Origin of the sequence: Amycolatopsis sp. cmx-11-32, from assembly GCF_047608695.1 — a bacterium.
Lineage (GTDB): Bacteria > Actinomycetota > Actinomycetes > Mycobacteriales > Pseudonocardiaceae > Amycolatopsis.
Map to the genome: position 1 here is coordinate 77,909 of NZ_JADNQN010000011.1, position 26,427 is coordinate 104,335.

Consider the following 26,427-nt stretch of genomic DNA (forward strand, 5'->3'; position numbering starts at 1 on the left):
TCAAGCACGCACATGAGCGCCTATCTCCGCAGGTCAAACCGTCATTTTACGGCCTTGTCAAGTGTCAAGAACGTTATGACTCGGCGAGCTTTTCACGACCAAAGTTCGACCCAAGTCCGACCTCTCGTGGTTAATCTGGATTCATGACCGCATCGCAGCGGCCCGAACCGGCGGACCCGGGGGGCCGGACCACCACCGAAACCGACCCGATCCGCGTCTCTTCCCGGCGCTATGCCGGTGTCCGCACCAGAGTGCTCGAAGTCGGGCCGCAGCCAGTGGAATCCACTGACCGGGCGCCCCGCAGGATGCTCGGCAAGCGGACGGCCGCGCGCGGGCACGCCAAGCCCACGGCGCCGAGACTGGTGCTGCTCCACGGCTACTGCGACAGCGCCGACACCTGGCGCCCGGTGCTGGAACTGCTCGCGACCGCCGGAATTCCGGCGGTCGCGGTCGACCTGCCGGGCTTCGGTGACGCACAACCACTGCGGCCGGGCCCGATGCTGCCGCAGCTGGACGCCTTCGCCGCGGCCGTGATCAAGGAACAGGCCGTTCTCGGCACGGTGGTGCTCGCGGGTAACTCGCTCGGCGGCACGATGAGCCTGCGCGCCGCGGAGAACCACCGGCTGCCGGTCGCGGGCGTGGTGTCGATCGCCGCTCCCGGTTTCGTGGACAGCTGGCTGATCCGGACCATGGCGCGCTATCCGCTGCCGCTGCGGATGTATTCGGCGTTGCCGCTGCCGATCCCCGGTTTCGTCGTCCGCGCGGTCGCCGAGCAGGTGGTACCCCGGCTGCTGTACGCCAACGCCACCGCCGCGGACGCCGCCCAGGTACGCCGGTTCACGTCGCTGTTCCCGGATTACCGCTCTACCACCACCCGGCTCGAACAGGCGAGGCAACTCGTCGAAGAACTCGTGGACGCGTACCGGCTCGAACAGGTCCGAGTTCCGCTCCTGGTGGTCGTCTGCGGCAAGGACAAGCTGGTCAGCGCCGCCTCCGGACGGCAGCTGCACGCGCTGGTCCCGCACAGCAGGCTGATGGTGCGCGAGGACTGGGGCCACTGCCCGCAGCTGGACGACCCCATCGAGATCTCGGAGCTGCTGACCTACTTCTCCGCCGGCGCGGCCAGGCCGTCGAAGATCGCCTCTCGTGTGGCGGCCGAAGTGAGCGAGGACACCGTCGCCGGATAGGTGCGATGGCTCGTCTCCCGCTACGTCCGTCCATGCCCCCACCACCACCCTCAACGGAGCCGCTTCGCGACACTTGCCTAGTCTCCACTCGGACTGTGACCCAGTCCGAAGGGCACAACTGTTGGGAGACGACGATGTCCACACCGCGCAGCCTGGGCTCGGGGTCCGGGGTATTCCGCCGCAAACCGATCGACCAGATCCAAGAACTGAGTGACGGCGGCGGGCTTCAGCGCACGCTGGGCCTGCGCCAGCTGACCGCGATCGGCGTCGGCGGCATCATCGGCGCGGGAATCTTTTCCCTGGCCGGCGCGGTCGCGAACAAGACGGCCGGACCCGCCGTGCTCATCTCGTTCCTCATCGCGGGTATCGCCAGCGCGGCCGCCGCGTTCTCCTACGCCGAGTTCGCCGGGCTGATCCCCCGCGCCGGATCCGCCTACACCTACGGGTACACCGTGCTCGGCGAGATCGTCGGCTGGTTCATCGGCTGGGACCTGCTGCTGGAGTACACCGCGATCGTGGCGGTGGTCGCGATCGGCATCTCCGGCTATTTCAACGAGCTACTCGGCTACCTCGACATCGACCTCCCGACGTGGATGCTGGGCGCGCCGGGCACCGAAAAGGCAGGCGTCGAACCGGGGTCCTACAAGATCAACCTGTTCGCCGTGCTGCTGTGCCTGCTGATCGCCTTCATCCTCAACCAGGGCATGAAGAACGCGGCCCGGTTCGAAACGCTGCTGGTCTACCTTAAGGTCGGTCTGGTCCTGCTGGTGATCGTCGTCGGCGTCTTCCACATCAACACCGACAACTACTCGAACTTCTTCCCGTTCGGCCTCAGCGGCGCGTTCACCGGTGCGGCGACAGTGTTCTTCGCGGTCTTCGGCTACGACGCGATGTCCACCGCCGCCGAAGAGTCGACCGACTCCCAGAAGCACATGCCGAAGGCGATCCTCTACTCGCTCGCCATCTCGATGGTGCTCTACGTGCTGGCCTGCCTGGTCCTGACCGGGATGGTCAACTACAAGGACATCGACAGCGAAGCCGCCTTCTCCAGCGCCTTCGCCGGTGTCGGGATGAAGTGGCTCGGCCTGATCATCGCGGTCGGCGCGATCATCGGTATCACCACGGTGCTGTTCACCTTCCTCATGGGCGCGAGCCGGGTCGGCTATTCGATGAGCCGCGACGGCCTGCTGCCCAAGTGGTTCGGCAAGACCCACCCGGTGCGCAAGGTGCCGAACCGGATGACCTGGGTGCTCGGCATCGCGTCGGCGATCATCGCCGGGCTGCTGCCCATCGGCGAGGCCGCGGAACTGACGAACATCGGCATCCTGCTCGCGTTCGTCGTCGTCTGCATCGCGGTGATCGTGCTGCGCTACAAGCAGCCGGACCTGCCGCGTACGTTCAAGACCCCGGGCATGCCGGTCGTGCCGATCATCGGCATCGTCTTCTCGATCTGGCTGATCACGTTCCTGAACCCGGAAACCTGGCTTCGGTTCGCGGCCTGGTTCGTCGTCGGCCTGTTGATCTACTTCGCCTACAGCCGCCGTCACTCCGCGATGAACGCGAATAATGGTGACGCGAAACAGGTCAGCGGAGACGACTCAAACGCGTAGCGGCTTCGCGGGCTTCGGCCTGGAGGCGTTCGATGATCGACGCCGCCGGGCCGGAGCCCGCGAGTTCGTAGGTCTGCCCCGCGTAGAGAGACATCACTTCGGGGTCCCCTGCCTTTCCCGCGGCCGCGCGGATCGGCTTGGTCAAGTTGTTGACCTCCGGATACGCCGACGGCGCCGTGGCCGAGAAGTCCGCGACCGCACGATTGACCAGCGAGCGGGCGGGACGTCCACTGAACGCCCTGGTGAACGCGGTCGGCCTGCCGCCGTCCGCCAGCGCCTTCCGGTGCGCCGGCTGCGTCCCGGCCTCGTCCGCCAGCAAGAACGCGGTGCCCAGCTGCGCCGCGACGGCACCCGCCGCCAGCACCGCGGCGATGTCGGCGCCATGCACGAGCCCTCCGGTCGCGACAAGCGGCAAGTCCGTCCGCGCCGAGACCAGCCGAAGCAGGCTGAGTACGCCGTACTGTCCTCCCCCGCCTTCGGCTCCGGGCTCGTCAGCGAAGATCCCTCGATGCGCTCCGGCTTCGAATCCCTGGACCACGAGGGCGTCCGCACCGACCGCGACGGCCTGATCGGCCTCAGCCGGACTGGTGACGGTGACGGCCACGTTGCTCCCGTTGGCGTGCAGGCGTTCGACGTCCTCAGGTGAAGGCGTGCCGAAGGTGAAGGACACCACCGGTACCTTCCGCTCCAGGGCGACAGCGAGTTTCGCGGCGTACGCGTCGTCGTCCCAGCGAGGCTCGCCGGGCTCGACGCCGTAGCGTGCGGCCTCCGCGCGCCAGCGCTCGATGTGTTCACCGAGATCCGCCGACGCGGCGCCACCCGGGACGAACAGGTTCACGCCGAAGGGCTCGCCGGTCAGCTCGGCCGTTTCTCCCATCCGGTCCGCGAGGGCATCAGCGCTCAGGTAGCCACCCGCCAAAAAGCCGAAACCACCCGCCGCGGTCACCGCGGCCACCAGCTCGGGAGTGGTCGGCCCGCCCGCCATCGGAGCCACTATCACCGGGAAACGCAGGTCTTCGAACACGATTCCGACGATAGTCCCCTCGCGGCGGCACGGAATGTGACCTTCGAGTCACTCCAAGACTTCTCACTGATGGTCTAGACCTTTCACGCCGAAAATGCGACGATCGCTCCAGTCGTGACGTGGGTCACGTCCCCCTGTCTCCTGGAGGCCACGGTGAAGACCTTGAGAAAGCGGCTGGGCCGCGCCTTCGTCGGGGTGGCGCTGCTCGCCGGCGCCACCACCGCAGCAGCCCCCGTCGCCGACGCCACCACCCCGAAACTGCAGGCGATCGTCCCCGTTCCGGTCTCGGCCCAAGCCGTCACCGGCTCGGATCACTCCCTGACCGCGAACACCAAGATCTACACCCAGGCCGGTTCGGCGCCCGCCAAGGCGGTCGGCGACTACCTCGCCGAAGTGCTGCGCAAGTCCACCGGCTTCGCCCTGCCCGTTTCGGACGCGCCGGCGGGCACCCCCGCCGACGGCATCTCACTCCTGTTGTCCGGCGCTGACGCGCGGGTCGGCGACCAGGGCTACCAGTTGAGCTCGAGGTCTGCTTCGGTCATCCTGCGCGCGTCCACGGCACAAGGCCTCTTCGGCGGCGTCCAGACGCTGCGACAGTTGCTGCCCGGCAAGATCGAGAGCGCCACCGTGCAGCAGGGCCCCTGGACGATCCCGGGCGCCGACGTCCTTGACTATCCGCGGTTCGGCTATCGCGGCGCGATGCTCGACGTCGCTCGGCACTTCCACCCGGTCGCGAGCGTCAAGCGGTACATCGACCAGCTGGCGCAGTACAAGATCAACAACCTGCACCTGCACTTGGCCGACGACCAGGGCTGGCGGATCCAGATCGACAGCTGGCCACGCCTGACCACCTACGGCGGAAGCACTCAGGTCGGTGGCGGCGCCGGCGGCTACTACACCAAGGCGCAGTACTCCGAGATCGTGAACTACGCGGCTTCGCGGTTCATCACGGTCATCCCGGAGATCGACATGCCCGGACACACCAACGCCGCCCAAGCGTCATACGCCGAACTGAACTGCAACAACACCGCTCCCCCGCTGCGTACCGACACCGCGGTCGGGTATAGCTCGCTGTGCATCTCGAAGGAGATCACGTACACCTTCGTCGCCGACGTCATCCGGGAGGTCACCGCGCTGACCCCCGGCCCGTACTTCCATCTCGGCGGTGACGAGGCCCAAGCCACCACCGACGCGGACTACCGCGCCTTCATGAACCGCGTACTGCCGATGGTGGCCGCCAACGGCAAGCAGGTCGTCGGCTGGCACGAAATCGGCAAGGCCACCCTGCCCGCCACGGCGACCCCGCAGTTCTGGGGCACGACGACGTCCAGCACCGAGGTCTCGAACGCCGTCGCCCGCGGCAGCAAGGTGATCCTGTCGCCGGCGAACAAGGCGTACCTGGACATGAAGTACAACTCCAGCTCGCCGATCGGACTCTCGTGGGCGGGCTACATCGAGGTACAGGACGCCTACAACTGGAACCCGGGCGCTTACCTCTCCGGGGTGCCGGAATCGGCCGTCCGCGGCGTCGAATCCCCGCTGTGGACCGAAACCGTGGTGACCCCGGCGAACATCGACTACCTGGCCTTCCCGCGGCTCCCGGCGCATGCCGAACTCGGCTGGTCTCCCTGGTCGACCCACGACTGGAACGCCTTCCGGGTACGCCTCGGCGCACAGGCCCCGCGCTGGCAGGCGCAGGGCATCGGCTACTACGCGTCGAGCCAGGTGCCTTGGGAAACGGGATCCGGCAACCCGGGCACCTGTTCGCTCCCGGCGTGGGACCGCGCGTCCGTCTACACCGGCGGGGCCACTGTCTCCCACAACGGGCACAAATGGGCGGCACAGTGGTGGACGCAGGGCGAAGAACCCGGCGCGGGCGGCCAATGGGGCGTCTGGCGCGACAACGGCACCTGCTGAGCCCGGGCCCGGGCCGGTGAGTATTCTCCGATCCTCACTGGCCCGGTCCCTCTTCCTCCTAAGCTTTGCGGCATGGGGCGCAAACGGCCATCGGCACCTGGTCGCCCCCTGGTTTTCGTAATTCCGTTCTTGACTCTCTGGCTGGCGGCGGGCTGCGGGACGGCGATGCCCGTCCTCTCACAGCGGCCGTCCGGGATTCGAGTCCGTGAAGAAGGCCGGTTCTTCCTCCGACGGCACATCCCCTGGGGAGACATCTCGAAGTTCATCATGATCTCGAAGGCTGAAGACCTCGGGCCGAACTTCCTCACGGGTGCCGACGAAATTCCAAGGCATGGGGAAGGAATCGCCCTTCGCCTCCGGCTCGGGAACCAGCGAGGAGAATCCCGGTTTCTACTGGCAGCCGAATCAGGAGTTCGACGCCACCGTCGCCGCCCTCCGGACCGCCTTGGCCGCTCGCCGGGCCGCGAACGGCTGACCGAGCGCTACGGTGGCTCCATGGCCACTGATCTCGAACTCGTTCGCACTCTTTCCTTACGCGAAAACGGACTCGCGACCGTCTCGACGGTCCGCGCGGACGGCACCGTGCACTCGTCGGTGGTGAACGCCGGGGTGATCGAAGACCCGGTCACGAAAGCACCCGGGGTCGGTTTCGTCGCCGTGGGCGGGGCGCAGAAACTAGACCTTTTCCGCCGGGCGGGCCACGCCACGATCACCTTCCGCCGCGGCTGGGAATGGGCAGCGGTCCAGGGCACCGTCCACCTCATCGGCCCGGACGACCCGGACCCGGACTTCGACCCGAGCGGACTCCCCGGGCTGCTGCGCGAGGTGTTCGTCGCGGCGACCGGGACCCACGACGACTGGGACGAGTACGACCGTGTGATGGCCGCCGAACGCCGCGTGGCCGTCTTCGTCACGGCGAACCGCATCAGCGGGAATCGCTGACACGAAAAAGGCTGCCCGGTAACGCTCCGGGCGGCCTTTCGCGAGTAGTACCTACTTCTTCTTGCCGCTGTCCTCGGTGGACAATGCGGCGACGAAGGCCTCCTGCGGAACCTCGACCCGGCCGACGGTCTTCATCCGCTTCTTGCCTTCCTTCTGCTTTTCCAGCAGCTTGCGCTTACGCGAGATGTCACCGCCGTAGCACTTCGCGAGCACGTCCTTGCGGATCGCGCGAATGGTCTCGCGGGCGATGATGCGGGCCCCGATGGCGGCCTGGATCGGCACCTCGAAGTTCTGCCGCGGGATCAGCTCCCGGAGCCGGTTCACCATGCGGTTGCCGTAGTTGTAGGCGTCGTCCTTGTGCACGATCGCGGAGAACGCGTCGACACCCTCGCCCTGAAGCAGGATGTCCACCTTGACCAGGTCCGCCGCCTGCGAGCCCGCCTCTTCGTAGTCCAGCGACGCGTAGCCGCGCGTACGCGACTTCAGCGTGTCGAAGAAGTCGAAGATGATCTCACCCAGCGGCAGGTTGTACCGCAGTTCGACCCGGTCCTCGGACAGGTAATCCATGCCGAGCAGGGAACCGCGCTTGTTCTGGCACAGTTCCATGATCGTGCCGATGAACTCCGACGGCGCCAGGATGCTCACCTTGCTGACCGGCTCGAGCACCTTGTCGATCTTGTTCCCGGTCGGCCAGTCCGACGGGTTGGTCACGTGGATTTCCTTGCCGTCGTCGAGGACGACGTCGTAGACCACGTTGGGCGCGGTGGAGATCAGGTCGAGGCCGAACTCGCGCTCCAGCCGGTCGCGCGTGATCTCCAGGTGCAGCAGGCCGAGGAAACCGCAGCGGAAGCCGAAGCCGAGCGCGACGGACGTCTCCGGCTCGTAGTCCAGCGCGGCGTCGTTGAGCTGAAGCTTGTCCAGCGCCTCACGCAGCTCGGGGTAGTCCGAACCGTCCACCGGATACAGGCCGGAGTAGACCATCGGCTTCGGCTCGCGGTAGCCCGCGAGGGCCTCCTTCGCACCGTTGCGCTCGGAGGTCACGGTGTCGCCGACCTTGGACTGACGGACGTCCTTCACGCCGGTGATCAGGTAGCCGACCTCGCCGACACCGAGCCCCTTGCTGACCTTGGGCTCGGGCGAGATGATCCCGACCTCGAGGAGTTCGTGGGTGGCGCCGGTGGACATCATCTTGATCCGCTCGCGCGGGGTGATCTTGCCGTCGACGACCCTGATGTAGGTCACGACACCCCGGTAGGTGTCATACACCGAGTCGAAGATCATCGCCCTTGCCGGAGCGTCCGCGTCGCCCTGCGGGGCGGGCACCTGCTTCACGACCGCGTCGAGGAGCTCCCCGACCCCGACGCCGGTCTTCGCGGACACCCGCAGCACGTCCGACGGCTCGCAGCCGATGATGTGGGCGATCTCCGCGGCGTACTTGTCCGGGTCGGCGGACGGCAGGTCGATCTTGTTGAGCACCGGGATGACCTGGAGGTTGTTCTCCAGCGCGAGGTACAGGTTCGCGAGTGTCTGCGCCTCGATCCCCTGCGCGGCGTCGACCAGCAGAACCGCCCCTTCACACGCTTCGAGCGCGCGAGAGACCTCGTAGGTGAAGTCGACGTGGCCGGGGGTGTCGATCATGTGCAGGACGTGGTCCTGACCGTCGACCTTCCAGGGCAGGCGCACGTTCTGCGCCTTGATGGTGATCCCGCGTTCCCGCTCGATGTCCATCCGGTCGAGGTACTGAGCCCGCATGGCCCGTTCCTCGACCACGCCGGTGAGCTGCAGCATCCGGTCGGCCAGGGTCGACTTGCCGTGGTCGATGTGCGCGATGATGCAGAAGTTCCGGATGAGCTCCGGGGGCGTGAAGGTCGTGTCGGCGAACGTCGTCAACGGGTTTCCTCGCGAAGGTCGGGGTGTGCCAGCTCTATGGTCCCATGCCGCTCCGGGTGCGAGTGGGGGTCATCCCCGATGCGGCCTGTGTCACGCTGTGGTGCCCTCGAAGTATGAGTAATTCACTGACCCAGATGCTCGAGAACACGTTCGGCCATCCCAGGGGACTGCTCGGCCGGTTCGGTGGCCTGGCGATGGCGCACGGCAACGCTGCCACCGAACTTCGCGTCGTCGAACTGGCGTCGATCGAGTCCGGCGAAACAGCCCTCATCGTGGGCACTGGCCCCGGTGTCGGCCTGGAGGCCGCGGCCGAACACGCGGGCCGGGTGATCGGCGTCGACCCGTCCCCCGAGATGCTCGCCCGCTCCCGCCGCCGGTGCGGCGACAAGGTCGAGCTGCGGCGCGGCACCGCGGACTCCACGGGTGAGCCGGACGAAGGTGTCGACGTGATCCTGACCGTCAACAACGTGCAGCTGTGGGAGAACCGGGCGGCCGGGTTCGACGAACTGTTCCGCGTGCTGCGGCCGGGCGGCAGGCTGCTGCTCTCCGCGCACGAGAAGTGGCTGCCGGTGTCCCGGCACGAGCTGGCCGACGAAGCGGCCGCGGCCGGCTTCACCGACTTACAGACCTGGACCTGGGACCCGCCGGGCTTCGGCGCCTCACTCGCCGCTCAGCTCCGCGCGGTCAAACCCGCCGCTTAGCGCGGGTCGGTGCGCAACGGATGCCCCCGCGGTACCTCGACCAGCACGATCCTGGTGCCGTCCGGATCCGCGATCCACGCTTCGTCCAGACCCCAGGGTTCACGACGCGCTCCGCGGACGGGTTCCAACCCCTTCGCGGCGAGTTCCTCGAGCGCCGCGGGCAGGTCCCGGACCTGGAGCCACAAGCCGACGTCGGGGGTCGGGCCGGTCTTCCCGGTACCGACGATCTCGATCGACCCGTTCCCGGCGAAGAACACCGTCCCGCCGGGGAACTCTTTGTCGATCGCCAGGCCAAGAGTGTCCCGATAGAACGCCGTCGACACGTCGGGGTCCTCCGGGTGGATCAGCACCCTGCTGCTCAGCACGTCCATGGATCAATCCCTACCGGATGGGTTCAGGCCATCGCAATCGCGGCGATGCCCGCCAGCACCACCGCCGACCCGGCCAGCCTGCGGGCGGCGTTCGACTCACCCAGGACCAGCCAGGCGGCCAGGCCGCCCAAAACGATGCTCAGCTCCCGCGCGGGTGCGACGAGGCTCACCGGGGCGATCTGGAGGGCGTAGAGGATCAGCAGGTAGGCGACCGGCGAGAGCAGGCCGACGATGAAGACTTCGCGCTTGTGCTCACGCCAGAGCCACGAGACCTCTTCGCGGTCCTTCAGCGCGTACGGCGTCATGAGCAGGCTCTGCACGATCGCGCCGGTCCCGAAGTAGACGATCAGCGGGACACCGAGACCGGTGACCGAATGCGCGTCCCACAGCGTGTAGGCGGCGATCGTGAGCCCGGTCAGGAGCCCGTACCCCACGCCTTTGCGGCGAGCGACACGGTCCGCGGCGTCGGCGTGGGCAGGTGCTCGCCCGGTACCGATGACCAGCACCCCGGCGACCACGAGGAACGCGCCCACCAGCCCGAGTGGCCCCGGCCGCTCACCGAGCAGCACGACGGCCGCGAGCACCGAGATCAACGGCCCGGTACCGCGGGCGACGGGATACACGACGGACAGATCCCCGACTGCGTAACCCCGCTGGAGGACGACCCCGTAGGTGACGTGGAACACGGCGGTGACCGCGGCCGCGAGCAGCCACGTCCACTGTGGACGTTGCGGCTCCACGGCCAGTGAGACCGCCATGGCGGGAGCGAGTAGGACCGCGGAGAGGCTGTAGTAGGCCCAGACGAACCGGGCTCCGCCGCGACGGATTCGTTTGGCGGCCAGGTTCCAGCCCGCGTGGATGACGGCGGCGATGATGACGAGGGACAGGGCGGTGACGTTCACTACGGACCTTTCATGTTTTCCGCGCACACGGAAAACATCGGTCCTCCAGGCTTTTGTCCCGTCAGATGAACGGTGGCGCCTCCAGCCCCGCCGATGGTGCCGCTCGGACCTGTCCCACCTGCCCTGATTGTGTGTTTCGCTGAACGGGCAGGCGACGGAACCCTAGGCACTACGCTCATCACCGTACCCCGAACACTCGTCCGGAGGCGGCCGCGATCCACCCTCGGACGACTGTTAAGCTTGCCCCTTCATCGCTGTGTGGCATTCCGTCATGGAGGAAACCCGCGCCGCTTTCACGAGCGCGCAGGGCCGGTCACAGCGCGGCGGTGAAACCACCGAGAGATTCAAGAGGAGCGCCCCCGTGGCCAACATCAAGTCGCAGATCAAGCGCATCACCACCAACGAGAAGGCGCGTCAGCGCAACCAGGCGATCCGGTCCTCGGTGAAGACCGCGATCCGCAAGTTCCGCGAGGCCGCCGACTCCGGCGACAAGGCCAAGGCGCTGGAACTGCAGAAAGACGCGGCCAAGAAGCTGGACAAGGCCGTGACCAAGGGCGTTCTCCACGCCAACCAGGCCGCCAACAAGAAGTCCTCGCTCGCGAAGCGCGCGAACTCTCTCTGATCGGCTTTCGAAGGGCCCCGGCGACGCGAGTCGCCGGGGCCCTTCGCCATGTTCAGCGGCTTGTGCCGTGGGCGGCGACGACTTCCAGGATGGCGCGTTCCAGTGCGTACTCCGGGTCTGCCGCGACACCCTTGACTTCGGCATTGAGCCGGGCGACGACCCGCATCGCGGTGGCGAGACCGTCCTGCCCCCAGCCGCGGGCCTGCCCCTGCGCCTTGCGCACCTTCCACGGCGGCATCCCCAGCTCACCCGCCATCTGGTTCGGGTTCCCGCGACCGGCGCCGGACACCCGCGCGATCGTCCGGACGGCGTCGGCGAGAGCGTCCGCGACCAGCACGTACGGAACACCCAGCTGCATCGCCCAGCGCAGCGACTCCAAAGCCGCCGCCATGTCCCCGGCGACGGCCTTCTCGGCGACAGCGAACCCGTTCACGTCCGCGCGGCCCCGGTGGTAGCGGCGGACCGCCTGCTCGTCGACCGTTCCCCCGGCGTCCGCGACGAGCTGTGTCGCGGCCGACGACAATTCGCGCAGATCCGAGCCGACGGCGTCGATCAACGCGAGCACGGCGGCACCGTCGATCTTCCCGCCGACCCGGCGGACCTCGTTACGGACAAAGGATTCCCGCTCGGCGGGCTTGGTCAGTTTCGGGCACTCGACGACCTCCGCCCCGGCCTTCTTCAAGGCCGCGGGAAGCGCCTTCGCAGCCTTGCTCCGACCGCCTCCGCTGTGCACGACGACGAGCACGATGCCGTCGGCGGGCGCCTTGACGTAAGCCATCACCCCGTCGGCGAGCTCCTGCGAGATGTCATGCGCGGATTCGAGGACGATCACCCTGCCCTCGGCGAACAGTGAGGGGCTGACCATCTCCGCGAGCGCGGGGACTGTGAGGTCCGACACCCTGATCCGGGTGAGGTCCGCCGTCGGATCGGCCGCTTTGGCCGCGTCCGAAGCGCCGCGGACGGCGCGTTCGATCAGCAGCTCTTCCTCACCGAGAACCAGGACCAGCGGCGATGGGGCGGAAGCTTGCGTCGTCACGGTGACGATCCTGCCACTCCTCCTCTCGTGTGCTTTGTCCGGTGATGTGTTCCGGGCACGGTGGCCCCACGCGAGGCCCATGTCGTACGGTGTTGGCGAGGCGACGCGATGACACGCGTGCCGACAATCGAATACCGCTCATCCAGAGGGGCAGAGGGAACGGCCCGATGAAGCCCCGGCAACCGGCGTCAGCCTGTCATCCCGCGATCGCGGGATAGCTGACGAACACGGTGCCAATTCCGGCCCGCCACGGCGGGGCAGATGAGGAAGGACCTCGCGATGACCGCAACCCTCGGCACGACCTCCACCACCAAGACCCCGGATCTCGGACCCGCCGTCGAACTGGTGTCGAAGGAAGAGGGACACCGGCAGCCGCTCGCCCCCGAGTTCGTTTCCGCGGAGGACTTCTCGCCGCTCGAGGTCGCCTACGACTTCGGCCGCGTGCGCCGCGAGGACATCGAAGCCGGGCCGAAAAACATCTGGCGCTACAAGAAGCTCCTTCCCGTTCCCTCGAACGTCGAAGAAATCCCCAACACCGAACCCGGCGCCACCCGGCTCATCCAGGCCGACAGGCTCGCGAAGGCGTTGGGCGTCAAGAAGGTCTGGGTCAAGGACGACACCGGCAACCCGACCCACTCGTTCAAGGACCGCGTGGTCGCCGTCGCGCTGGCCGCCGCACGCGAGTTCGGGTTCGACGTGCTCGCCTGTCCGTCGACCGGTAACCTGGCCAACGCGGTCGCCGCCGCGGCCGCCCGCGCCGGCTGGCGGTCGGTCGTGCTGATCCCGAAGACCCTCGAGCGCGCCAAGATCCTCACCACCGCCGTGTACGACGGTGACCTGATCGCGGTCGACGGCAACTACGACGATGTGAACCGGCTCGCCACCCAGCTCGCCGCCGAGCAGGAAAGCTGGGCGTTCGTCAACGTGAACGTCCGGCCCTACTACTCGGAAGGCTCCAAGACACTGGCCTTCGAGGTCGCCGAGCAGCTCGGCTGGCGGCTTCCCTCTCAGATCGTGGTGCCGATCGCCTCCGGTTCCCAGCTCACCAAGGTGGACAAGGGTTTCCGCGAGTTCGGACAGCTCGGCCTCGTCGACGAAACGCCGTACAAGGTGTTCGGCGCGCAGGCCACCGGCTGCTCCCCCGTCTCGGCGGCGTTCCGCGCGGGCCGCGACGTCGTCCAGCCGGTCAAGCCGGACACGATCGCCCGGTCGCTGGCGATCGGCAACCCGGCCGACGGCCCGTATGTCCTCGACGTGGTCAAGCGCACCGGTGGCTCGATCGAAGACGTCAGCGACGAAGAGGTCGTCGAAGGTATCCGGCTGCTCGCCCGCACCGAAGGCGTCTTCACCGAGACCGCCGGTGGGGTCACCGTGGCGACGGCCAAGAAGCTCATCGAGACCGGCAAACTCAACCCGGACGAGGAGATCGTCCTGCTGATCACCGGTGACGGCCTCAAGACGCTCGACGCCGTCGAGGACAAAATCGGCCCGAAAGCGACCGTCAGCGCGTCGGCCGACGCGGTCCGCGAGGCACTCGGCATCTGAGTTCCCGCCGGCCCGCCTCAAGAACGAGGCGGGCCGCGGGGCTCACCCCTGCGCACCAAGGCGAGGCCTCGCGCGTCGGCGACGACCGCGGTGTCGCCGTCCGTGTCCGTTCTGGCGATCGAGGCACCGACAGCCGCCAGGTTGTCCAAAGTGGACTTGTTCGGGTGACCATAGGTGTTTCCGGCACCGACACTCACCAACGCGGCCCGTGGCGCGACGGCGTTGAGGAAATCCGGTGCCGTGTAACGGCTTCCGTGGTGCGGAACCTTCAGGATCTCGGCACACAGATCGGTTCCCTCGGCCATCAGGTCCGCCTGCGCGGCGAGTTCGACGTCGCCGGTCAACAGTAACCGGCCCGCCGGCGTCCCGGCCCGCAGGACGACGGAGCCGTTGTTGATCACCGTGCCGTCTTGTTCGAGGACCGATCGTCGAGTGACATACCGCGGCCCCAGTACCTCCAGCGACAGCCCCGGCCAGTCCAGCCGTTGCCCGATCCCCAGTTCCAGCAAGGGAATTCCACGACGCGCGGTCTCGTCGGCGACCTTCCGCCACGCCCAGGCGGGAGCCCGGCCCGGGCCGACGGCGACCGCACCGACCGACCTGCCCTCGAAAACGGATTCGAGACCGCCGATGTGGTCGGCGTGCAGATGGCTCAGCACGATCAACGGCACACGGTCCACCCCGAGCCTGCTCAGGCATTCGTCGACCGGTCCCGGTTCCGGCCCGGTGTCGACCAGGACCGCCCTCCCCGGCTCGGCCGTGGCGAGGACGACGGCGTCACCCTGTCCGACATCGCAGGTGACAGCGCTCCACGAAGCCGGTGGCCACGCCGGGGCCAGCACCCGCACCGGCACGAAGACGAGGAGTCCGCCCGCCAAGGCGACCGCCAGCAGGATCCTGGTGTGACGCAGCCGGACGGTGACGAGCAAGACGACGAGCAGACCGGCTGCCAAAAGCCCGCCCCACCAGCCATCCGGCCAGTCCACGACCGCTCCCGGCGCGCGAGCGCCGTGGCGGGCAACGGTGATGAGCCAACTCGCCTCGGGTTCGGTCAGCCGGACCAACAGCCTGCCCGCCGACGGCCACCACGGTCCGACGACGGTGGCGAGCACGCCGAACACGGTGGCCGGGGCGACCACCGGGGCGGCGAGCACATTGGTCACCACCGAGACGAGACTGACCGCTCCCGCCATACCCGCGATGACCGGTGCCGTCATTACGAACGCGGCCAGCGGGACGGCCAGTCCCTCGGCGTAGCCGGACGGCACACCGCGGGCGACCAGCCACTCGGCCCACCGCGGGGCCAACAGGACCAGCCCCGCCGTGGCCAGCACCGAAAGGGCGAATCCAAAGTCGGCGGCCATCGCGGGATCGGCCACGACGAGCCCCGCCACCGCGAAGGCCATCGCGGGCAGCGCCGACCCCTTGCGCCCCAGGGCGAGCGCCAGCAACCCGACCGCCCCCATCACCCCGGCGCGGAGCACGCTGGGCGCGGGCCCGGCGAGGACCACGAAACCGGCGAGCCCCGCGGCGGCCGCGGCGGCGGACGTCCGCGGCCCGACCCGGAGCGCCCTTAGCAGAAGAAGGATCGAGCCGCAGACGATCGCCACATTCCCACCGCTCACGGCCATCAGATGGGACATGCCGGAGTCCGTGAACTCACGTTCGACCCTCGGGGACAACGTGCTCGTGTCCCCCACGACCAGTCCGGGCACGAGACCGGCCTGTTCCTCCGGGAGGACGGCGCACAGGCCCCGGAGCCCGGTGCGCAGCGATTCCGCGGCTCGCTGCCACCAGGGCGCCGGCCCGAGGGCTGACGGCGGTCCGCGCACCGAGAGGACCGCGACCGTGAGTTCGGCACCCTTGGCAGGCGCGAGCCGCCCGGAGGCGGTGACCTGCTGCCCGGGCAGCAGGTCCGCCCATCCCTCCGCGGGAGCGAGCAGGAGGATCCGGCCTGCCGAATCCACCGCCCGCTCATCGGCCACCACGGCGTCCACCGTCGCGGCGACGACCACCAGGCGGGTGCCTGCCTGGCGATCGGCGTATCCGGCGCCGCGGACCGGACGTGGCCGCTCGGTGACCACCACCCTCATGGTGGCCTCACTCCCCCGTACGGCGGCGGCACGGAGGTCGTCATGCTCGGCGGCCCGGATCCGCAGCGCCACCGGGCCCGCGGTGAGCACGCCGAGGACCGCCAGCGCACCCAGGCCCGCCACCCACCGGGACGCCTTCCGGTGGGCACGGACTCCGGCGGCTATCGCGAGCACCACGGCGGCCGCACCGCAGAGCATCGTGATCCACCAGCCGCCGAGCAGCCCGGAAAGGGTGCCCAGCCAGGCCGTCGCCGCGGCCGGTACGAGCCGCAGGTCCTGACCTCGCCACGACGCGGTGTCCACTTCGGACGGATCGGCGGACGGGTTCATCCGACGGACACCAACTCCCGGACTTTCTTGAATTTAGCTTCGCCGATCCCTTCTACGTCACGGAGTTGCTCGACCGTGGTGAACCCGCCGTGCCCGGACCGCCAGTCGACGATGCGTTTGGCCATCACTTCGCCGACCCCGGGCAGGGTGTCGAGTTGCTCGGCCGTGGCCGTGTTCAGGTCGAGCTTTCCCGGTGGTGTCCCAGGGCCCGCCGCGGCGGGCCCTGGGACACCGACGGCCACCTGTTCGCCGTCGGTGAGCCGCCTGGCCAGGTTCAGCCCGGTCAGATCCGTTCCGGGCTGTGCCCCACCGGCCGCCGTGAGGGCATCGGCGACCCGTGCGCCCGAAGGGATCGTGACCAGGCCTGGGTTGACCACCCGGCCGACGACGCTGACCACCAGAGGCGCCTTGGCCGCCGCGGCGGGGGCGTCTCCGGCGGCCTTGGCCGACGGCAGGGGCGGAAGGGGCTCCGCCCCTGGCCGGTGTCCGAACAAAGTGATCGCGCCTGCCACGATCACGGCCACCGCGATGACCACGGCCACCACGGCGAACCACCGCCGTTTCACCGGTATCCCGTCCGCCGTGAACCGGGCGGGCACCCAGCGGCGCACGAGCCTGCCCGCGGGCGGGCCCTGGGTGGGTGGCGACAGCTGCGCGGCCAGCCACGCCAGCCTGGCGTTGACGGAGGAACCCGATGATCGGGCGGTTTGGTCGAACACGTGAACGACGCTACGGAGCGGGGGTGGCGGGCGGCAGTGGTGAATCCCGGGGCTGTGGACAAGTGGGGTGTTGTGGACAACTCGGCGACGGCCGGAGCCGCGTCACCGGGTTCTGTCAGTGCCGTGTGGGATGGTTGCGGGTTTTCCTCAGCCCGCTCGCTGGATCACGACACCGAGCACACCGGGACCGGTGTGAGCCCCGATGACGGCGCCGATCTCCGACACCACACACCCCTCCGGACAGCTGATGGACTCCTCCAGCCGGTTGGCCAGTTCGACGGCGCGCTCCGGTGAAGCCAGATGGTGGACGGCGATGTCGGCGAGTCCTCCGCCGGCCGCCTTCACCGCGAGTTCGACCAGCCGCGCCACCGCGCGGTTCATCGTCCGCACCTTCTCCAGCGGCTGAATCCTGCCTTCGGACATGTGCAGTACCGGTTTCACCGCGAGCGCCGTGCCGAGCAGGGCGGCCGCCGGGCCGATCCGACCGCCACGGCGCAGATACTCGAGGGTCTCGACGGCGAACAAGGTCTCCGAACGGCTCACCGCGTCGACCGCCGCCGCCTCCACCTCGGCCGGACCGGCCCCGTCCGCGGCGGCACTCGCCGCACGCAAGGCAGCGAAGCCGAGTCCCATCGCGGTGCTGCGTGAATCGACCACACGCACCTTGTCCGGCCCGACCTCCTGCGCCGCGAGTACCGCCGCCTCCCAGGTCCCGGACAGTTCGCGGGACAGATGGACCGACACGACGGCGTCCGCGCCGTCGGCCAGCGCCGCCCGGAACTCCTTGACGAATTCGGCGGGCGTCGGCCGGGACGTCGTCACCATGCTGCGTTTGCCGAGCGCTTCGGCCAAGGCAGCGGGACCCATTTCGACGCCGTCGAGGAAGACGACGCCGTCCACGAGGACGTGCAGCGGGACCACCCGGATCCCGTTCCGTTCGGCGAAGCCTTCCGGCAGGTGGGCGGTGGAATCCGTGACTACGGCTACCGACACGGCAGCCAGCCTACGTTGCCGCGGGGCGCAACACCGGGGCCATCAGGCGGGCCATTTCCGCGCCGGCGGCGGCATGTCCTTCCCAGCCCCAGTGCATCCCGTCCGGATTGCCCCGGCCGCTCAGCACGTGGTCGCCGACGACGGCTTCCAGATCCAGCAGTGGCACGTCCGCGCGCCGCCCCCAGCCGGCGATGGCGGCGGCGGCACCGGCGCGGGCCGTGTGCACCCGGCCGTAGGCGTCGGATCGGTGCACGGACGGCAAGATGCCGAAGATCGGCAGTTCCGGGCGCAGCACCCGCAGGGCTCCCACAGCGGTGTCGAGGTAATGGACGGTCAGTTTCGAAGGCAAGACCACCGGACGTCCCCGAAGGGCGATCGCGAGCCGCGGCTGAGCGGCCAGGTAGGTCTTGCGGACCACTCTCCGCAGCGGGTCGGGCCGCAGGTAACGAAGGCCGGTGCGCAGGTAGGTGGGCAATGGCGAGGGCAGTGTGTCCATGCTCCCGACAGCCAGCACGACGGCGTCGACGTGGTGCAGATCGGCCCAGACACGCGGGTCGCCGATCAGCGACCACCAGGCGTCGCGGGCGGTCCAGCCGAACCCGGCGACGAGGTCCGCGTCGCCACCGAGCGCTACGGCGGCGATGTTGGGCCACAGGCGCGCGTCGTCGGCGGCGAGCGGGCCGTCCGGGCCGTGGAAGCTGAGGGAATCGCCGAACACCAGCAGGCGCGGGGCCATGGATCAGCCGGTGATTCCCGCGTTGTAGGCGGCCAGGCGCCAGGCGCCGTCACGCCGGGTCAGCTCGACCCAGTGGCAGTTCGCGATCCCGCCCAGCGACGGCCAGGACGAGACCGGCAGGCCGAGCAGCTTCGCGGTCAGCGCGATGATCAGACCGCCGTGCGTGGCCAGCAGCACGGCGTCGCCGGCGTCGGCATTGGGTTGATCCAGATCCGCGACGACCTCCAGCGCGCGTTCGGCGACATCCACTCGCGACTCGCCGCCGGGCGGCGCCCAGGTCGCGTCGACCCGCCAGCGGGCGCGTTCGCCAGGGTAGGCCTCGTCGACCTGCTGGCCGGTGAAGCCCTGCCATTCACCCAGATGGGTTTCCCGAAGGCGCTTGTCGATCCGCAGCGGGACGCCGATGGCCTCCGTGAGCACGGTGGCCGTGTCGGTCGCGCGGCGCAGATCCGAGGCGATCACCAGATCCGGTGAGAATCGGGCGAGCGCGGGTACGGCGAACCGGGCCTGGTTCCAGCCGACCGGCGTCAACGCGGAGTCCAGATGCCCCTGCATCCGGCCCGCCGCGTTGTAGTCGGTCTCACCGTGGCGCCAGAGCACCAGCCGCCGCGGACTCACGAGGCGCCTTGCGCGTCGGCGGGGTCCTCCTCGGCGGGTGTCTCCAAACCGGCGACCTCGATCCGCGGGCAGTCCTTCCAGAGCCGCTCAAGACCGTAGAAGGAGCGTTCCTCCTGGTGCTGGACGTGGATGACGACGTCGACGTAGTCCAGCAGGACCCAACGGCCCTCGCGGGCGCCCTCACGGCGAACGGGCTTGTGCCCGCCGAGCCGTAGCTGCTCCTCGACGTTGTCGACGATCGCGCCGACCTGGCGCTCGTTGGGCGCGGACGCGATCACGAAGGCGTCGGTGATCACCAGCTGGTCGGACACGTCCAGCACGACCACGTCGCTCGCCTTCTTGTCCGCCGCCGCATGGGCGGCCGCTACGGCCAGCTCTCGTGCCTCGGACGTGGCTGTCACAGTTCTCCTCAAAAGATGGCTTTACTCGCAGGTGCGCCCGACGAGAGTACCCGGTCAGCCACGGGGGTCTTTGCGATAGAGGTCCTTTTTGGCGATGTAGCGCACCACACCGTCGGGGACGAGGTACCAGACGGGTTCCCCGCCTTCGACCCGCTCGCGGCAGGCGGTGGACGAGATCGCCATCGCGGTCACCTCGACCAGGCTCACCTTCCCACTCGGCAGGTGCTGCGAATTGAGCCGATAACCCGGCCTGGTGACGCCGATGAAATGCGCCAGGTCGAACAGCTCGTCGGCGTTGCGCCAGGTGAGGATCTGCTCGAGCGCGTCCGCGCCGGTGATGAAGAACAGCTGGTCGTCCGGATACTCCGCACGCAGGTCGCGCAGGGTGTCGACGGTGTAGGTCTGCCCGACGCGGTCGATGTCGACGCGGCTGACCGAGAAGACAGGGTTGGACGCGGTCGCGATCACCGTCATCAAATAGCGGTCCTCGGCCCGGGTGACGACCCGGTCGGACTTCTGCCACGGCTGGCCGGTGGGCACGAAGATGACCTCGTCGAGCGCGAACCGGGATTGGACCTCACTGGCCGCGACGAGGTGTCCGTGGTGCACGGGGTCGAAGGTGCCGCCCATGACCCCGATCCTGCGTGGTGACATGGGTCGTGAGCCTATACATCGGTGGAGCTGTCCCGCTCGGGTCGCCGGACCCACCGACCGGTGGTGATCTGGGTCACATTACCCTCGGTTTCGTGGATGAACGGTCCGTTCACGACATGCCGATCGCGACTTCGTCGGTGGCATGGGGTAGAGGTGGGGACGTGGACACCTCAACTCTCCGGGACCGCGCCGAGACCCTCCTCCGGGCGCTGGCCGGCGATAGCGCCCGGCTGCGCGAAGACCAGTGGACGGCCATCGAGGCGCTGGTCGCGCACCGCCGTCGCGCGCTCGTCGTCCAGCGCACCGGCTGGGGGAAGTCGGCGGTGTACTTCCTGGCGACCGCGTTGCTGCGAGAACGCGGCGAAGGCCCGACCGTGATCATCTCGCCCCTGCTGGCCCTGATGCGCAACCAGATCTCCGCGGCCGCGAAGGCGGGTATCCACGCGGTGACGATGAACTCCGCGAACCCGCAGGAGTGGGATCAGGTCCAGGCCGCGATCGCGGCGGGCGAGGTCGACGTCCTGCTGGTCAGCCCGGAGCGGCTGAACAACCCGGACTTCCGCGACACCGTCCTGCCGAAGCTGACCGCGAGCGCCGGCCTGCTCGTCGTCGACGAGGCGCACTGCATTTCGGACTGGGGCCACGACTTCCGGCCGGACTACCGGCGACTGCGAACGCTGCTGAAGGATTTGCCCGAGGGCGTCCCGGTACTCGCCACCACCGCGACCGCGAACGACCGGGTGGCGACCGACGTCGCCGAGCAACTCGGCATCGGCAACGGGGGCGGCACTCTCGTCCTGCGCGGCACCTTGGACCGCGAAAGCCTCCATCTGTCGGTGGCCGAGCTGCCTACTTCGCAAGCCCGGCTCGCCTGGCTGGCCGAACACCTGGAAGAGCTGCCGGGCTCCGGGATCATCTACACGCTCACCGTCGCGGCCGCCCACGACGTGGCGGGGCTGCTGACCGAGCGCGGCTATCCGGTCGCCGCCTACACCGGCAAGACCGACCCGGCGGACCGGCAAGCGGCCGAAGACGATCTGCTGAACAACAACGTCAAGGCACTGGTGGCCACATCGGCGCTGGGCATGGGATTCGACAAGCCGGACCTGGGATTCGTCGTCCACCTCGGCGCCCCGTCCTCGCCGATCGCGTACTACCAGCAGGTCGGCCGTGCCGGGCGTGGCGTCGATCGCGCGGAAGTGATCCTGTTGCCGGGCCACGAGGACAAGGACATCTGGGCGTACTTCGGTTCACTGGCGTTCCCGGACGAACTACGGGTGACCCAGGTGCTCAACGCGCTGGCGTACGCGGACCGTCCACTGTCGACACCCGCGCTCGAACCGTTCGTCGAACTGTCCCGGTCCCGGCTGGAGATGGTCCTCAAGGTGCTGGACGTTGACGGCGCGGTCCGACGGGTGAAGGGCGGTTGGGAAGGCACCGGCGAAGAGTGGCGCTACGACAAGGAACGCTACGCGCGCGTGAGCGCGGCGCGGACCAACGAACAGAACGCCATGCTCGCCTATCTCGAAACCAGCGGCTGCCGGATGGAGTACCTGCGTAAGCAGTTGGACGATCCCGAGGCGACACCTTGCGGCCGGTGCGACAACTGCACCGGAAAGCATTGGGACACCACGATTTCCGACGACGTCGTCGACGCCACCCGGCAACGCCTGCGCCGGCCGGGGGTCGAGGTCGCGCCTCGGAAGATGTGGCCGACCGGAATGGCGGGGCTGGACGTCCCGCTTTCCGGACGGCTGCCGGCGGGCGAGCAGGCCGAAACCGGTCAGGTCGTGGGCCGGGTGACCGACGTCGGCTGGGGTGCGAGACTGCGCGAACTGGTCGGACCGTCGGCGGCGGACGCCGAGCTACCCGATCCGGTCTTCCAAGCCTGTATCGAGGTGCTCAAGGGCTGGCAGTGGGCGGAGCGCCCGGTCGCGGTGGTGGAGGTACCGTCCGCCACCCGGCCTCAGCTGGTCCACGGTCTGGCGACGAAGCTGGCCTCGATCGGACGATTGGAATACCTGGGCGCCATCGCCTCGGCGGGACCGCCCCCGCGTCAGGCGAACAGCGCGCAACGGCTGGCCGATCTGTGGAAGCGGCTCGACCTTCCCGACGATCTCGCCGCCAAGGTCGCCGCGGCCGAGGGCCCGATCCTGCTGGTCGACGATCTGATCGACACCGGGTGGACGACGACGCTGTCCGCGCGCTTGCTCCGCCAGGCCGGGGCCCGCGCCGTTCTGCCGTTCGCCCTCGCCAGCACCTCGTGACTCAGGAACCGTAAGCCGAAGGAGTGAGACGATGCGACAGAACGCCCTGTCTCGTGTAGGCCCGGACGTCCGAATGAACACGAAGATCCGCCCCGCGTCCGCCGACACGATCGTCCTGGTGCACGGAGTCTGAATGACCCCGCTGAGCTGGGAACACTGGATCGAGCGCTGCGAGAACTTCGGCTTCGAGGTGCTCGCACCGATCGGCCCGGCCTCGGAGCCGGCGCGGAGGTGTTGCGGGAGATCGTCGACCACTACGAACGGATCATCCGGGCGCTGGACAAGCCGCCGATCATCATCGGCCACTCGTTCGGCGGGGTGTTCATCCAGTTGCCGCTCGACCGCGGGGTCGGCGCCGCCGGGGTCGCGATCGCCTCGGGGCCGGTGTTGGGCAAACCCGTTCAACCCCAGGAAGCCGTCCCGCTCACGCCAAAGCAGTTCCACTACGCCGTTACCAACAACCGCCGCCCGCGTGCACTTCCAAGGCGCCTTCGTCAAGTTCAACCCCCGGGCGGTGACGAAGGTCGATTTCGCGAAGCCCGACCGGGCGCCGCTGCTGAGGACGACCGTCGGTACCGCGAACCTCATCGCCCAGCCTTCGATGGTCAAGCGGTACCGCAAGTCACCGTCGGTCACCGAGTACGTCGAGTTGGCCGGTCAGACGCACTACATCGTCGGCCAGGACAGCTGGAAGGAGGCCGCGGACAAGGCGCTGGCATGGGCCGTCGAACACACCCCGATCACCTCGAACTGATCCCAGCATTCGACAGGTTCTTCTCCGCACGGGAACTTTCTGGCAAGGTTCCGTCCACGCGCGAGTACGGAGGTGCCGATGGCGGACTCAACAACGGAGCGGCTAGGGCATCGGCTCCCGGTGAAGAAGCTGTTCGCCGCCAGTGTCGGGAACGCACTGGAGTGGTTCGACTGGACCATCTACGCGACCTTCAGCATCTACTTCGCCAGCGAGTTCTTCCCGAAGGGCAACGAAGCGCTGGCGCTGATCAACACCTTTGCCACGTACGCGCTGGCGTTCTTCTTCCGGCCGCTCGGCGGGATGTTGCTCGGCCGCTTCGCCGACGTCAGAGGCCGGAAGCCGGCGATGATCCTGACCATTGTGCTGATGGCGGGCGGTTCGGTGGCCATCGGCCTCCTGCCGACGTTCGATCAGGTCGGCTGGCTGGCCCCGATCCTGTTGCTGCTGGCGAGGGTGGCGCAAGGACTGTCGCTCGGCGGCGAGGTCTCCAACGCTTCGGCTTACTTGGGTGAGATCGCGCCACCCACACGCCGCGGGCGGTACTCCGCGTTCTTCTACATCTCGACCGGTTCCGCCGTCCTGATCGCCTCGATCCTCGGTTTCGTGCTCGCGCGGACGATGTCCAAAGCGGACTTGACCGCGTACGGCTGGCGGATCCCGTTCCTGCTTGGTGGTGTCCTCGGCATCATCGGCCTGTGGCTCCGGCGCAGTCTCGCCGAAACCGAGATCTTCGAGGAGAAGAAGTCGACCGCGCGCCGGGTCGAACGTCCGCTGCGCACCACTCTGCGCGAGCACCCGCGCGCTGTCGTGCAGCTCGTGGGCTTCTCGATGCTGTCGACCCTCTGCTACTACACGTTCTTCAGCGCACTGACGTCCTTCGCGGTCAAGACCCGCAAGGCCGACGACGTCGATGTGTTCCTGGCGTTGTCGATCTCGACCGCGTTGTTCGTCGCGCTGCAGTACCCGATGGGTGCGCTGTCCGATCGCTTCGGCCGCAAGCCGCAGTTGCTCGTCTGGTCGGCGGCGACCGCGATCCTCATCGTCCCACTGTCCACTTTGGTCCGTCCGGGGTTGCCGGGGCTGCTGGTCGTGTTCTGCGTCGGGCTCTGCCTGTACACGGCGATGACGTCGATCGCGCCCGCGATCATGAGCGAACTGTTCCCCACCGAACTGCGCGGCCTGGGCATCGGCGCCTGGTACAACCTGACCGTCGCACTGTTCGGCGGCACCGCTCCCCTGGTGCTCACCGCGCTGTCCGACGCCGGCCTGTCGACGTTGTTCTTCTGGTACGTGGCCGTCGGAGCGGCGATCGCGTTCTTCGTCATCCGGACCCTGCCGGAGACCAAGGGCAGCGACCTGCGCTGAAAGCTCCGTCGCTGACGGCGTACCGAGGTGGATACCTTCGCGCTCCTACGACGAGTGCGAAGGAGGGACACCATGTTGTTCGGCGATGTAAGCGAGCAATTGGCGCGACGCGTGGTGACAGCCCTTTGCCACGTTCTCGACATCGAGCCGCCGACGGTCGCGGGACCGGGCTTCCTCAACTTCACACTGCGTTCGTCCTGGCCGGAACACCGGGCGACCGCGATCAACGGTGACCCACGGCTCGGCGCCGCGGTGACGCCGCGACCGCGGCGGATAGCCATCGACTACAGCAGCCCGAACGTGGCGAAGGAGCTGCATGTCGGGCATCTCCGGCCCACCGTCATCGGTGACGCGATCGCGCGGCTGCTGCGGTTCCGCCGGGCACGACGTCATCCCGCACGACCATCTCGGTGATTGAGGGACCCCGTTCGGCATGCTGATCGAGTAGCTGCTCGACGAACGCCTGTCGGCCCCTTATCCGGTCGGGAGTCTCAACGGCTTCTATCAGGCCGCCCGGTCGAAGTTCGAAACCGACGAGGACTTCGCGACGCGGTCGCGGGAGCGTGTGGTGCTCCTTCAAAGCGGCGACGACAAGACCTTGTCGTTATGGCGGCAGCTGGTCGACGAGTCGACACGGCACTTCACCCAGGTCTACGAACTTCTCGGGATCGGCCTGTCGAGTGGGGATGCCTACGGAGAGAGCTTCTACAACCCGTTTCTCGCCGCGCTCGTGGACGATCTGACCCGCGCGGGACTGACCGCGATCAGTGACGGCGCCGTCGGTGCCTTCCCCGACGGCTTCCGCAACCGGGAAGCGAGCCGCTGCCGCTCATCGTTCGCAAGCGGGACGGCGGTTACGGCTATGCGGCCACCGATCTCGCGACCCTGCGCTACTGGACGGAACAGCGCGGGGTCACCGATCTGCTTTACGTCGTCGGCGCGCCCCGAGCACAGCATTTCGCGATGATGTTCACCGTGTGCCGGGCAGCCGGCTGGCTCCGCGAGGAGCATAAGGCCGAGCACATCGGATTCGGCTCAGTGCTCGGCGAGGACAGCCACGCCATGAAGACCCCGTACGAGCCGTTTCGGGTCAGACCCGAACTCGGCCGAATTCGCCAAGACCTACGGCGAACAGCTGGCACGGCTCGTCGGTCACCTCGCCGTTCCGGGGAAGCGATAGCAAAGGTCCCCCGCTGTCACTTGAACCTTTCGGCACCCTCCTGGACTAAAGAGTGCAGAAAGAAAGGGGGTGGCCGGTGGGACAAGCGAAAGACACCGATTTCAGCGAGTACTTCGAGGCCCGCGTGCAGCAGTTCCGGCGACTGGCGTTCGGCATGTGCGGCGACTGGCACGGCGCCGAGGACCTGGTGCAGGCCACGTTCGTCCAGTTGTACCGACGATGGCGCCGGGTTCGGCCGGATACCGTCGATGCCTACGCGCGCCGGATTCTGCTGAACACTTTCCTCACCGGACGGCGCAAACGCGGCAAGGAGCTGGTGACCTCGTCTCCGCCGGAGCGAGCGGCGCCACCGGACCACGACAGCCACGAGCGGATCGACCTGGAACGGGTGCTCAGCGGTCTGACGCCGCGTCAGCGCGCGATGGTCGTTCTTCGCTTCCTTGAAGACCTCTCGGTTGCCGAAGTGGCTTCGTTGCTCGGTGTCGCCGAAGGCACCGTCAAAAGCCAGACCGCCCGCGGGGTCGAGGCGCTGCGCGCCGTCCTTCCCTCTCCGACGAGCAAGGAGTAACC

At 68.4% G+C, this 26,427-nt stretch carries 25 protein-coding genes, 1 pseudogene and 1 riboswitch; of the genes and pseudogenes, 13 read left to right on the plus strand and 13 right to left on the minus strand.

Annotated features, from left to right (window positions below; genetic code table 11):
* Nucleotides 1-143 precede the first annotated feature (143 nt).
* Together ACM6LR_RS28690 and ACM6LR_RS28695 are read left to right on the plus strand one after the other, a co-directional pair.
* On the plus strand, nt 144-1,187 hold the full coding sequence (locus ACM6LR_RS28690) for an alpha/beta fold hydrolase (RefSeq protein WP_414940540.1): 1,044 nt from the start codon (nt 144-146) through the stop codon (nt 1,185-1,187).
* A 134-nt stretch (nt 1,188-1,321) separates the two neighbouring features.
* Entirely contained in the window at nt 1,322-2,797 is a 1,476-nt protein-coding gene (locus tag ACM6LR_RS28695) for an amino acid permease (RefSeq protein ID WP_414940541.1), read from the plus strand.
* Here the strand turns inward: ACM6LR_RS28695 and ACM6LR_RS28700 are convergent.
* Nucleotides 2,772-3,821 (minus strand): nitronate monooxygenase, encoded by a 1,050-nt coding sequence (locus ACM6LR_RS28700; protein WP_414940542.1) that lies wholly within the window; start codon nt 3,819-3,821, stop codon nt 2,772-2,774. The genes ACM6LR_RS28695 and ACM6LR_RS28700 overlap by 26 nt on opposite strands.
* A 153-nt stretch (nt 3,822-3,974) precedes the next feature.
* Between ACM6LR_RS28700 and ACM6LR_RS28705 the strand changes: the two genes are divergently transcribed.
* The 3 genes from ACM6LR_RS28705 to ACM6LR_RS28715 all read left to right on the plus strand — a co-directional run bounded on the left by ACM6LR_RS28705 (nt 3,975) and on the right by ACM6LR_RS28715 (nt 6,680).
* Nucleotides 3,975-5,738 (plus strand): family 20 glycosylhydrolase, encoded by a 1,764-nt coding sequence (locus tag ACM6LR_RS28705; RefSeq protein WP_414940543.1) that lies wholly within the window; start codon nt 3,975-3,977, stop codon nt 5,736-5,738.
* A gap of 331 nt (nt 5,739-6,069) precedes the next feature.
* Nucleotides 6,070-6,213, plus strand: a complete 144-nt coding sequence (locus ACM6LR_RS28710) for a hypothetical protein (protein ID WP_414940544.1) — start codon at nt 6,070-6,072, stop codon at nt 6,211-6,213.
* A gap of 20 nt (nt 6,214-6,233) precedes the next feature.
* Nucleotides 6,234-6,680 (plus strand): pyridoxamine 5'-phosphate oxidase, encoded by a 447-nt coding sequence (locus ACM6LR_RS28715; protein ID WP_414940545.1) that lies wholly within the window; start codon nt 6,234-6,236, stop codon nt 6,678-6,680.
* Between the two features lie 51 nt (nt 6,681-6,731).
* Here ACM6LR_RS28715 and lepA read toward each other — a convergent pair whose 3' ends face one another.
* Nucleotides 6,732-8,570, minus strand: a complete 1,839-nt coding sequence (lepA, locus tag ACM6LR_RS28720) for a translation elongation factor 4 (RefSeq protein ID WP_414940547.1) — start codon at nt 8,568-8,570, stop codon at nt 6,732-6,734.
* 113 nt (nt 8,571-8,683) lie between these two features.
* On the opposite strand from lepA, the gene ACM6LR_RS28725 reads away from it, so the two are divergent.
* Nucleotides 8,684-9,271: a class I SAM-dependent methyltransferase gene (locus ACM6LR_RS28725; RefSeq protein WP_414944923.1), complete on the plus strand. Its 588-nt coding sequence runs from the start codon at nt 8,684-8,686 to the stop codon at nt 9,269-9,271.
* On the opposite strand, the gene ACM6LR_RS28730 is transcribed toward ACM6LR_RS28725, so the two are convergent.
* Complete coding sequence (locus ACM6LR_RS28730; protein ID WP_414944924.1) at nt 9,268-9,642, minus strand: VOC family protein; 375 nt, start codon at nt 9,640-9,642, stop codon at nt 9,268-9,270. The genes ACM6LR_RS28725 and ACM6LR_RS28730 overlap by 4 nt on opposite strands.
* 23 nt (nt 9,643-9,665) lie before the next feature.
* Nucleotides 9,666-10,544 carry an EamA family transporter gene (locus tag ACM6LR_RS28735; RefSeq protein WP_414944925.1) on the minus strand — a complete coding sequence of 293 codons (879 nt, stop codon included), beginning with the start codon at nt 10,542-10,544 and terminating at the stop codon, nt 9,666-9,668.
* 361 nt (nt 10,545-10,905) lie between these two features.
* Between ACM6LR_RS28735 and rpsT the strand changes: the two genes are divergently transcribed.
* Entirely contained in the window at nt 10,906-11,166 is a 261-nt protein-coding gene (rpsT, locus tag ACM6LR_RS28740; protein ID WP_414940551.1) for a 30S ribosomal protein S20, read from the plus strand.
* Between the two features lie 52 nt (nt 11,167-11,218).
* Here the strand turns inward: rpsT and holA are convergent, their stop codons facing one another.
* Complete coding sequence (gene holA, locus ACM6LR_RS28745; RefSeq protein ID WP_414944926.1) at nt 11,219-12,202, minus strand: DNA polymerase III subunit delta; 984 nt, start codon at nt 12,200-12,202, stop codon at nt 11,219-11,221.
* Between the two features lie 135 nt (nt 12,203-12,337).
* A riboswitch (SAM riboswitch) is annotated at nt 12,338-12,470 on the plus strand.
* Between the two features lie 11 nt (nt 12,471-12,481).
* Between holA and thrC the strand changes: the two genes are divergently transcribed.
* A complete protein-coding gene (thrC, locus tag ACM6LR_RS28750; RefSeq protein WP_414940553.1) occupies nt 12,482-13,747 on the plus strand; it encodes a threonine synthase in 1,266 nt (421 codons plus the stop codon).
* Between the two features lie 17 nt (nt 13,748-13,764).
* Here the strand turns inward: thrC and ACM6LR_RS28755 are convergent, their stop codons facing one another.
* From ACM6LR_RS28755 to nadD, 7 genes are all read right to left on the minus strand, one after another.
* Nucleotides 13,765-16,170, minus strand: a complete 2,406-nt coding sequence (locus ACM6LR_RS28755) for a ComEC/Rec2 family competence protein (RefSeq protein WP_414944927.1) — start codon at nt 16,168-16,170, stop codon at nt 13,765-13,767.
* On the minus strand, nt 16,167-16,889 hold the full coding sequence (locus tag ACM6LR_RS28760; protein ID WP_414944928.1) for a ComEA family DNA-binding protein: 723 nt from the start codon (nt 16,887-16,889) through the stop codon (nt 16,167-16,169). The genes ACM6LR_RS28755 and ACM6LR_RS28760 overlap by 4 nt, the downstream gene beginning before the upstream one ends.
* A gap of 147 nt (nt 16,890-17,036) precedes the next feature.
* Nucleotides 17,037-17,882 carry a DegV family protein gene (locus ACM6LR_RS28765; protein WP_414940556.1) on the minus strand — a complete coding sequence of 282 codons (846 nt, stop codon included), beginning with the start codon at nt 17,880-17,882 and terminating at the stop codon, nt 17,037-17,039.
* 10 nt (nt 17,883-17,892) lie between these two features.
* Entirely contained in the window at nt 17,893-18,618 is a 726-nt protein-coding gene (octT, locus tag ACM6LR_RS28770) for a diglucosylglycerate octanoyltransferase (RefSeq protein WP_414940557.1), read from the minus strand.
* 3 nt (nt 18,619-18,621) lie between these two features.
* Nucleotides 18,622-19,236 (minus strand): histidine phosphatase family protein, encoded by a 615-nt coding sequence (locus ACM6LR_RS28775; RefSeq protein WP_414940558.1) that lies wholly within the window; start codon nt 19,234-19,236, stop codon nt 18,622-18,624.
* Nucleotides 19,233-19,637, minus strand: coding sequence for a ribosome silencing factor (gene rsfS / locus ACM6LR_RS28780; RefSeq protein ID WP_016332398.1), 405 nt, complete (start codon nt 19,635-19,637; stop codon nt 19,233-19,235). The genes ACM6LR_RS28775 and rsfS overlap by 4 nt, the downstream gene beginning before the upstream one ends.
* 54 nt (nt 19,638-19,691) lie before the next feature.
* Nucleotides 19,692-20,291 (minus strand): nicotinate-nucleotide adenylyltransferase, encoded by a 600-nt coding sequence (gene nadD, locus ACM6LR_RS28785; RefSeq protein WP_414940559.1) that lies wholly within the window; start codon nt 20,289-20,291, stop codon nt 19,692-19,694.
* Nucleotides 20,292-20,452: 161 nt separating this feature from the next.
* On the opposite strand from nadD, the gene ACM6LR_RS28790 reads away from it, so the two are divergent.
* A complete protein-coding gene (locus tag ACM6LR_RS28790) occupies nt 20,453-22,558 on the plus strand; it encodes a RecQ family ATP-dependent DNA helicase (RefSeq protein ID WP_414940560.1) in 2,106 nt (701 codons plus the stop codon).
* Between the two features lie 254 nt (nt 22,559-22,812).
* On the opposite strand, the gene ACM6LR_RS28795 is transcribed toward ACM6LR_RS28790, so the two are convergent.
* Nucleotides 22,813-22,953: a hypothetical protein gene (locus ACM6LR_RS28795; protein WP_414940561.1), complete on the minus strand. Its 141-nt coding sequence runs from the start codon at nt 22,951-22,953 to the stop codon at nt 22,813-22,815.
* 119 nt (nt 22,954-23,072) lie between these two features.
* On the opposite strand from ACM6LR_RS28795, the gene ACM6LR_RS28800 reads away from it, so the two are divergent.
* The 4 genes and pseudogenes from ACM6LR_RS28800 to ACM6LR_RS28815 all read left to right on the plus strand — a co-directional run bounded on the left by ACM6LR_RS28800 (nt 23,073) and on the right by ACM6LR_RS28815 (nt 26,425).
* Nucleotides 23,073-23,312, plus strand: a complete 240-nt coding sequence (locus ACM6LR_RS28800) for a hypothetical protein (RefSeq protein ID WP_414940562.1) — start codon at nt 23,073-23,075, stop codon at nt 23,310-23,312.
* A gap of 78 nt (nt 23,313-23,390) precedes the next feature.
* The gene (locus ACM6LR_RS28805; protein WP_414944929.1) at nt 23,391-24,677 is read left to right on the plus strand and encodes an MFS transporter; all 1,287 of its coding nucleotides are present in this window, start codon (nt 23,391-23,393) and stop codon (nt 24,675-24,677) included.
* Nucleotides 24,678-24,749: 72 nt separating this feature from the next.
* A pseudogene (argS, locus tag ACM6LR_RS28810) lies at nt 24,750-25,748 on the plus strand (arginine--tRNA ligase); the annotation flags it as partial.
* 185 nt (nt 25,749-25,933) lie between these two features.
* Entirely contained in the window at nt 25,934-26,425 is a 492-nt protein-coding gene (locus tag ACM6LR_RS28815) for a SigE family RNA polymerase sigma factor (RefSeq protein ID WP_414944930.1), read from the plus strand.
* Nucleotides 26,426-26,427: the final 2 nt, after the last annotated feature.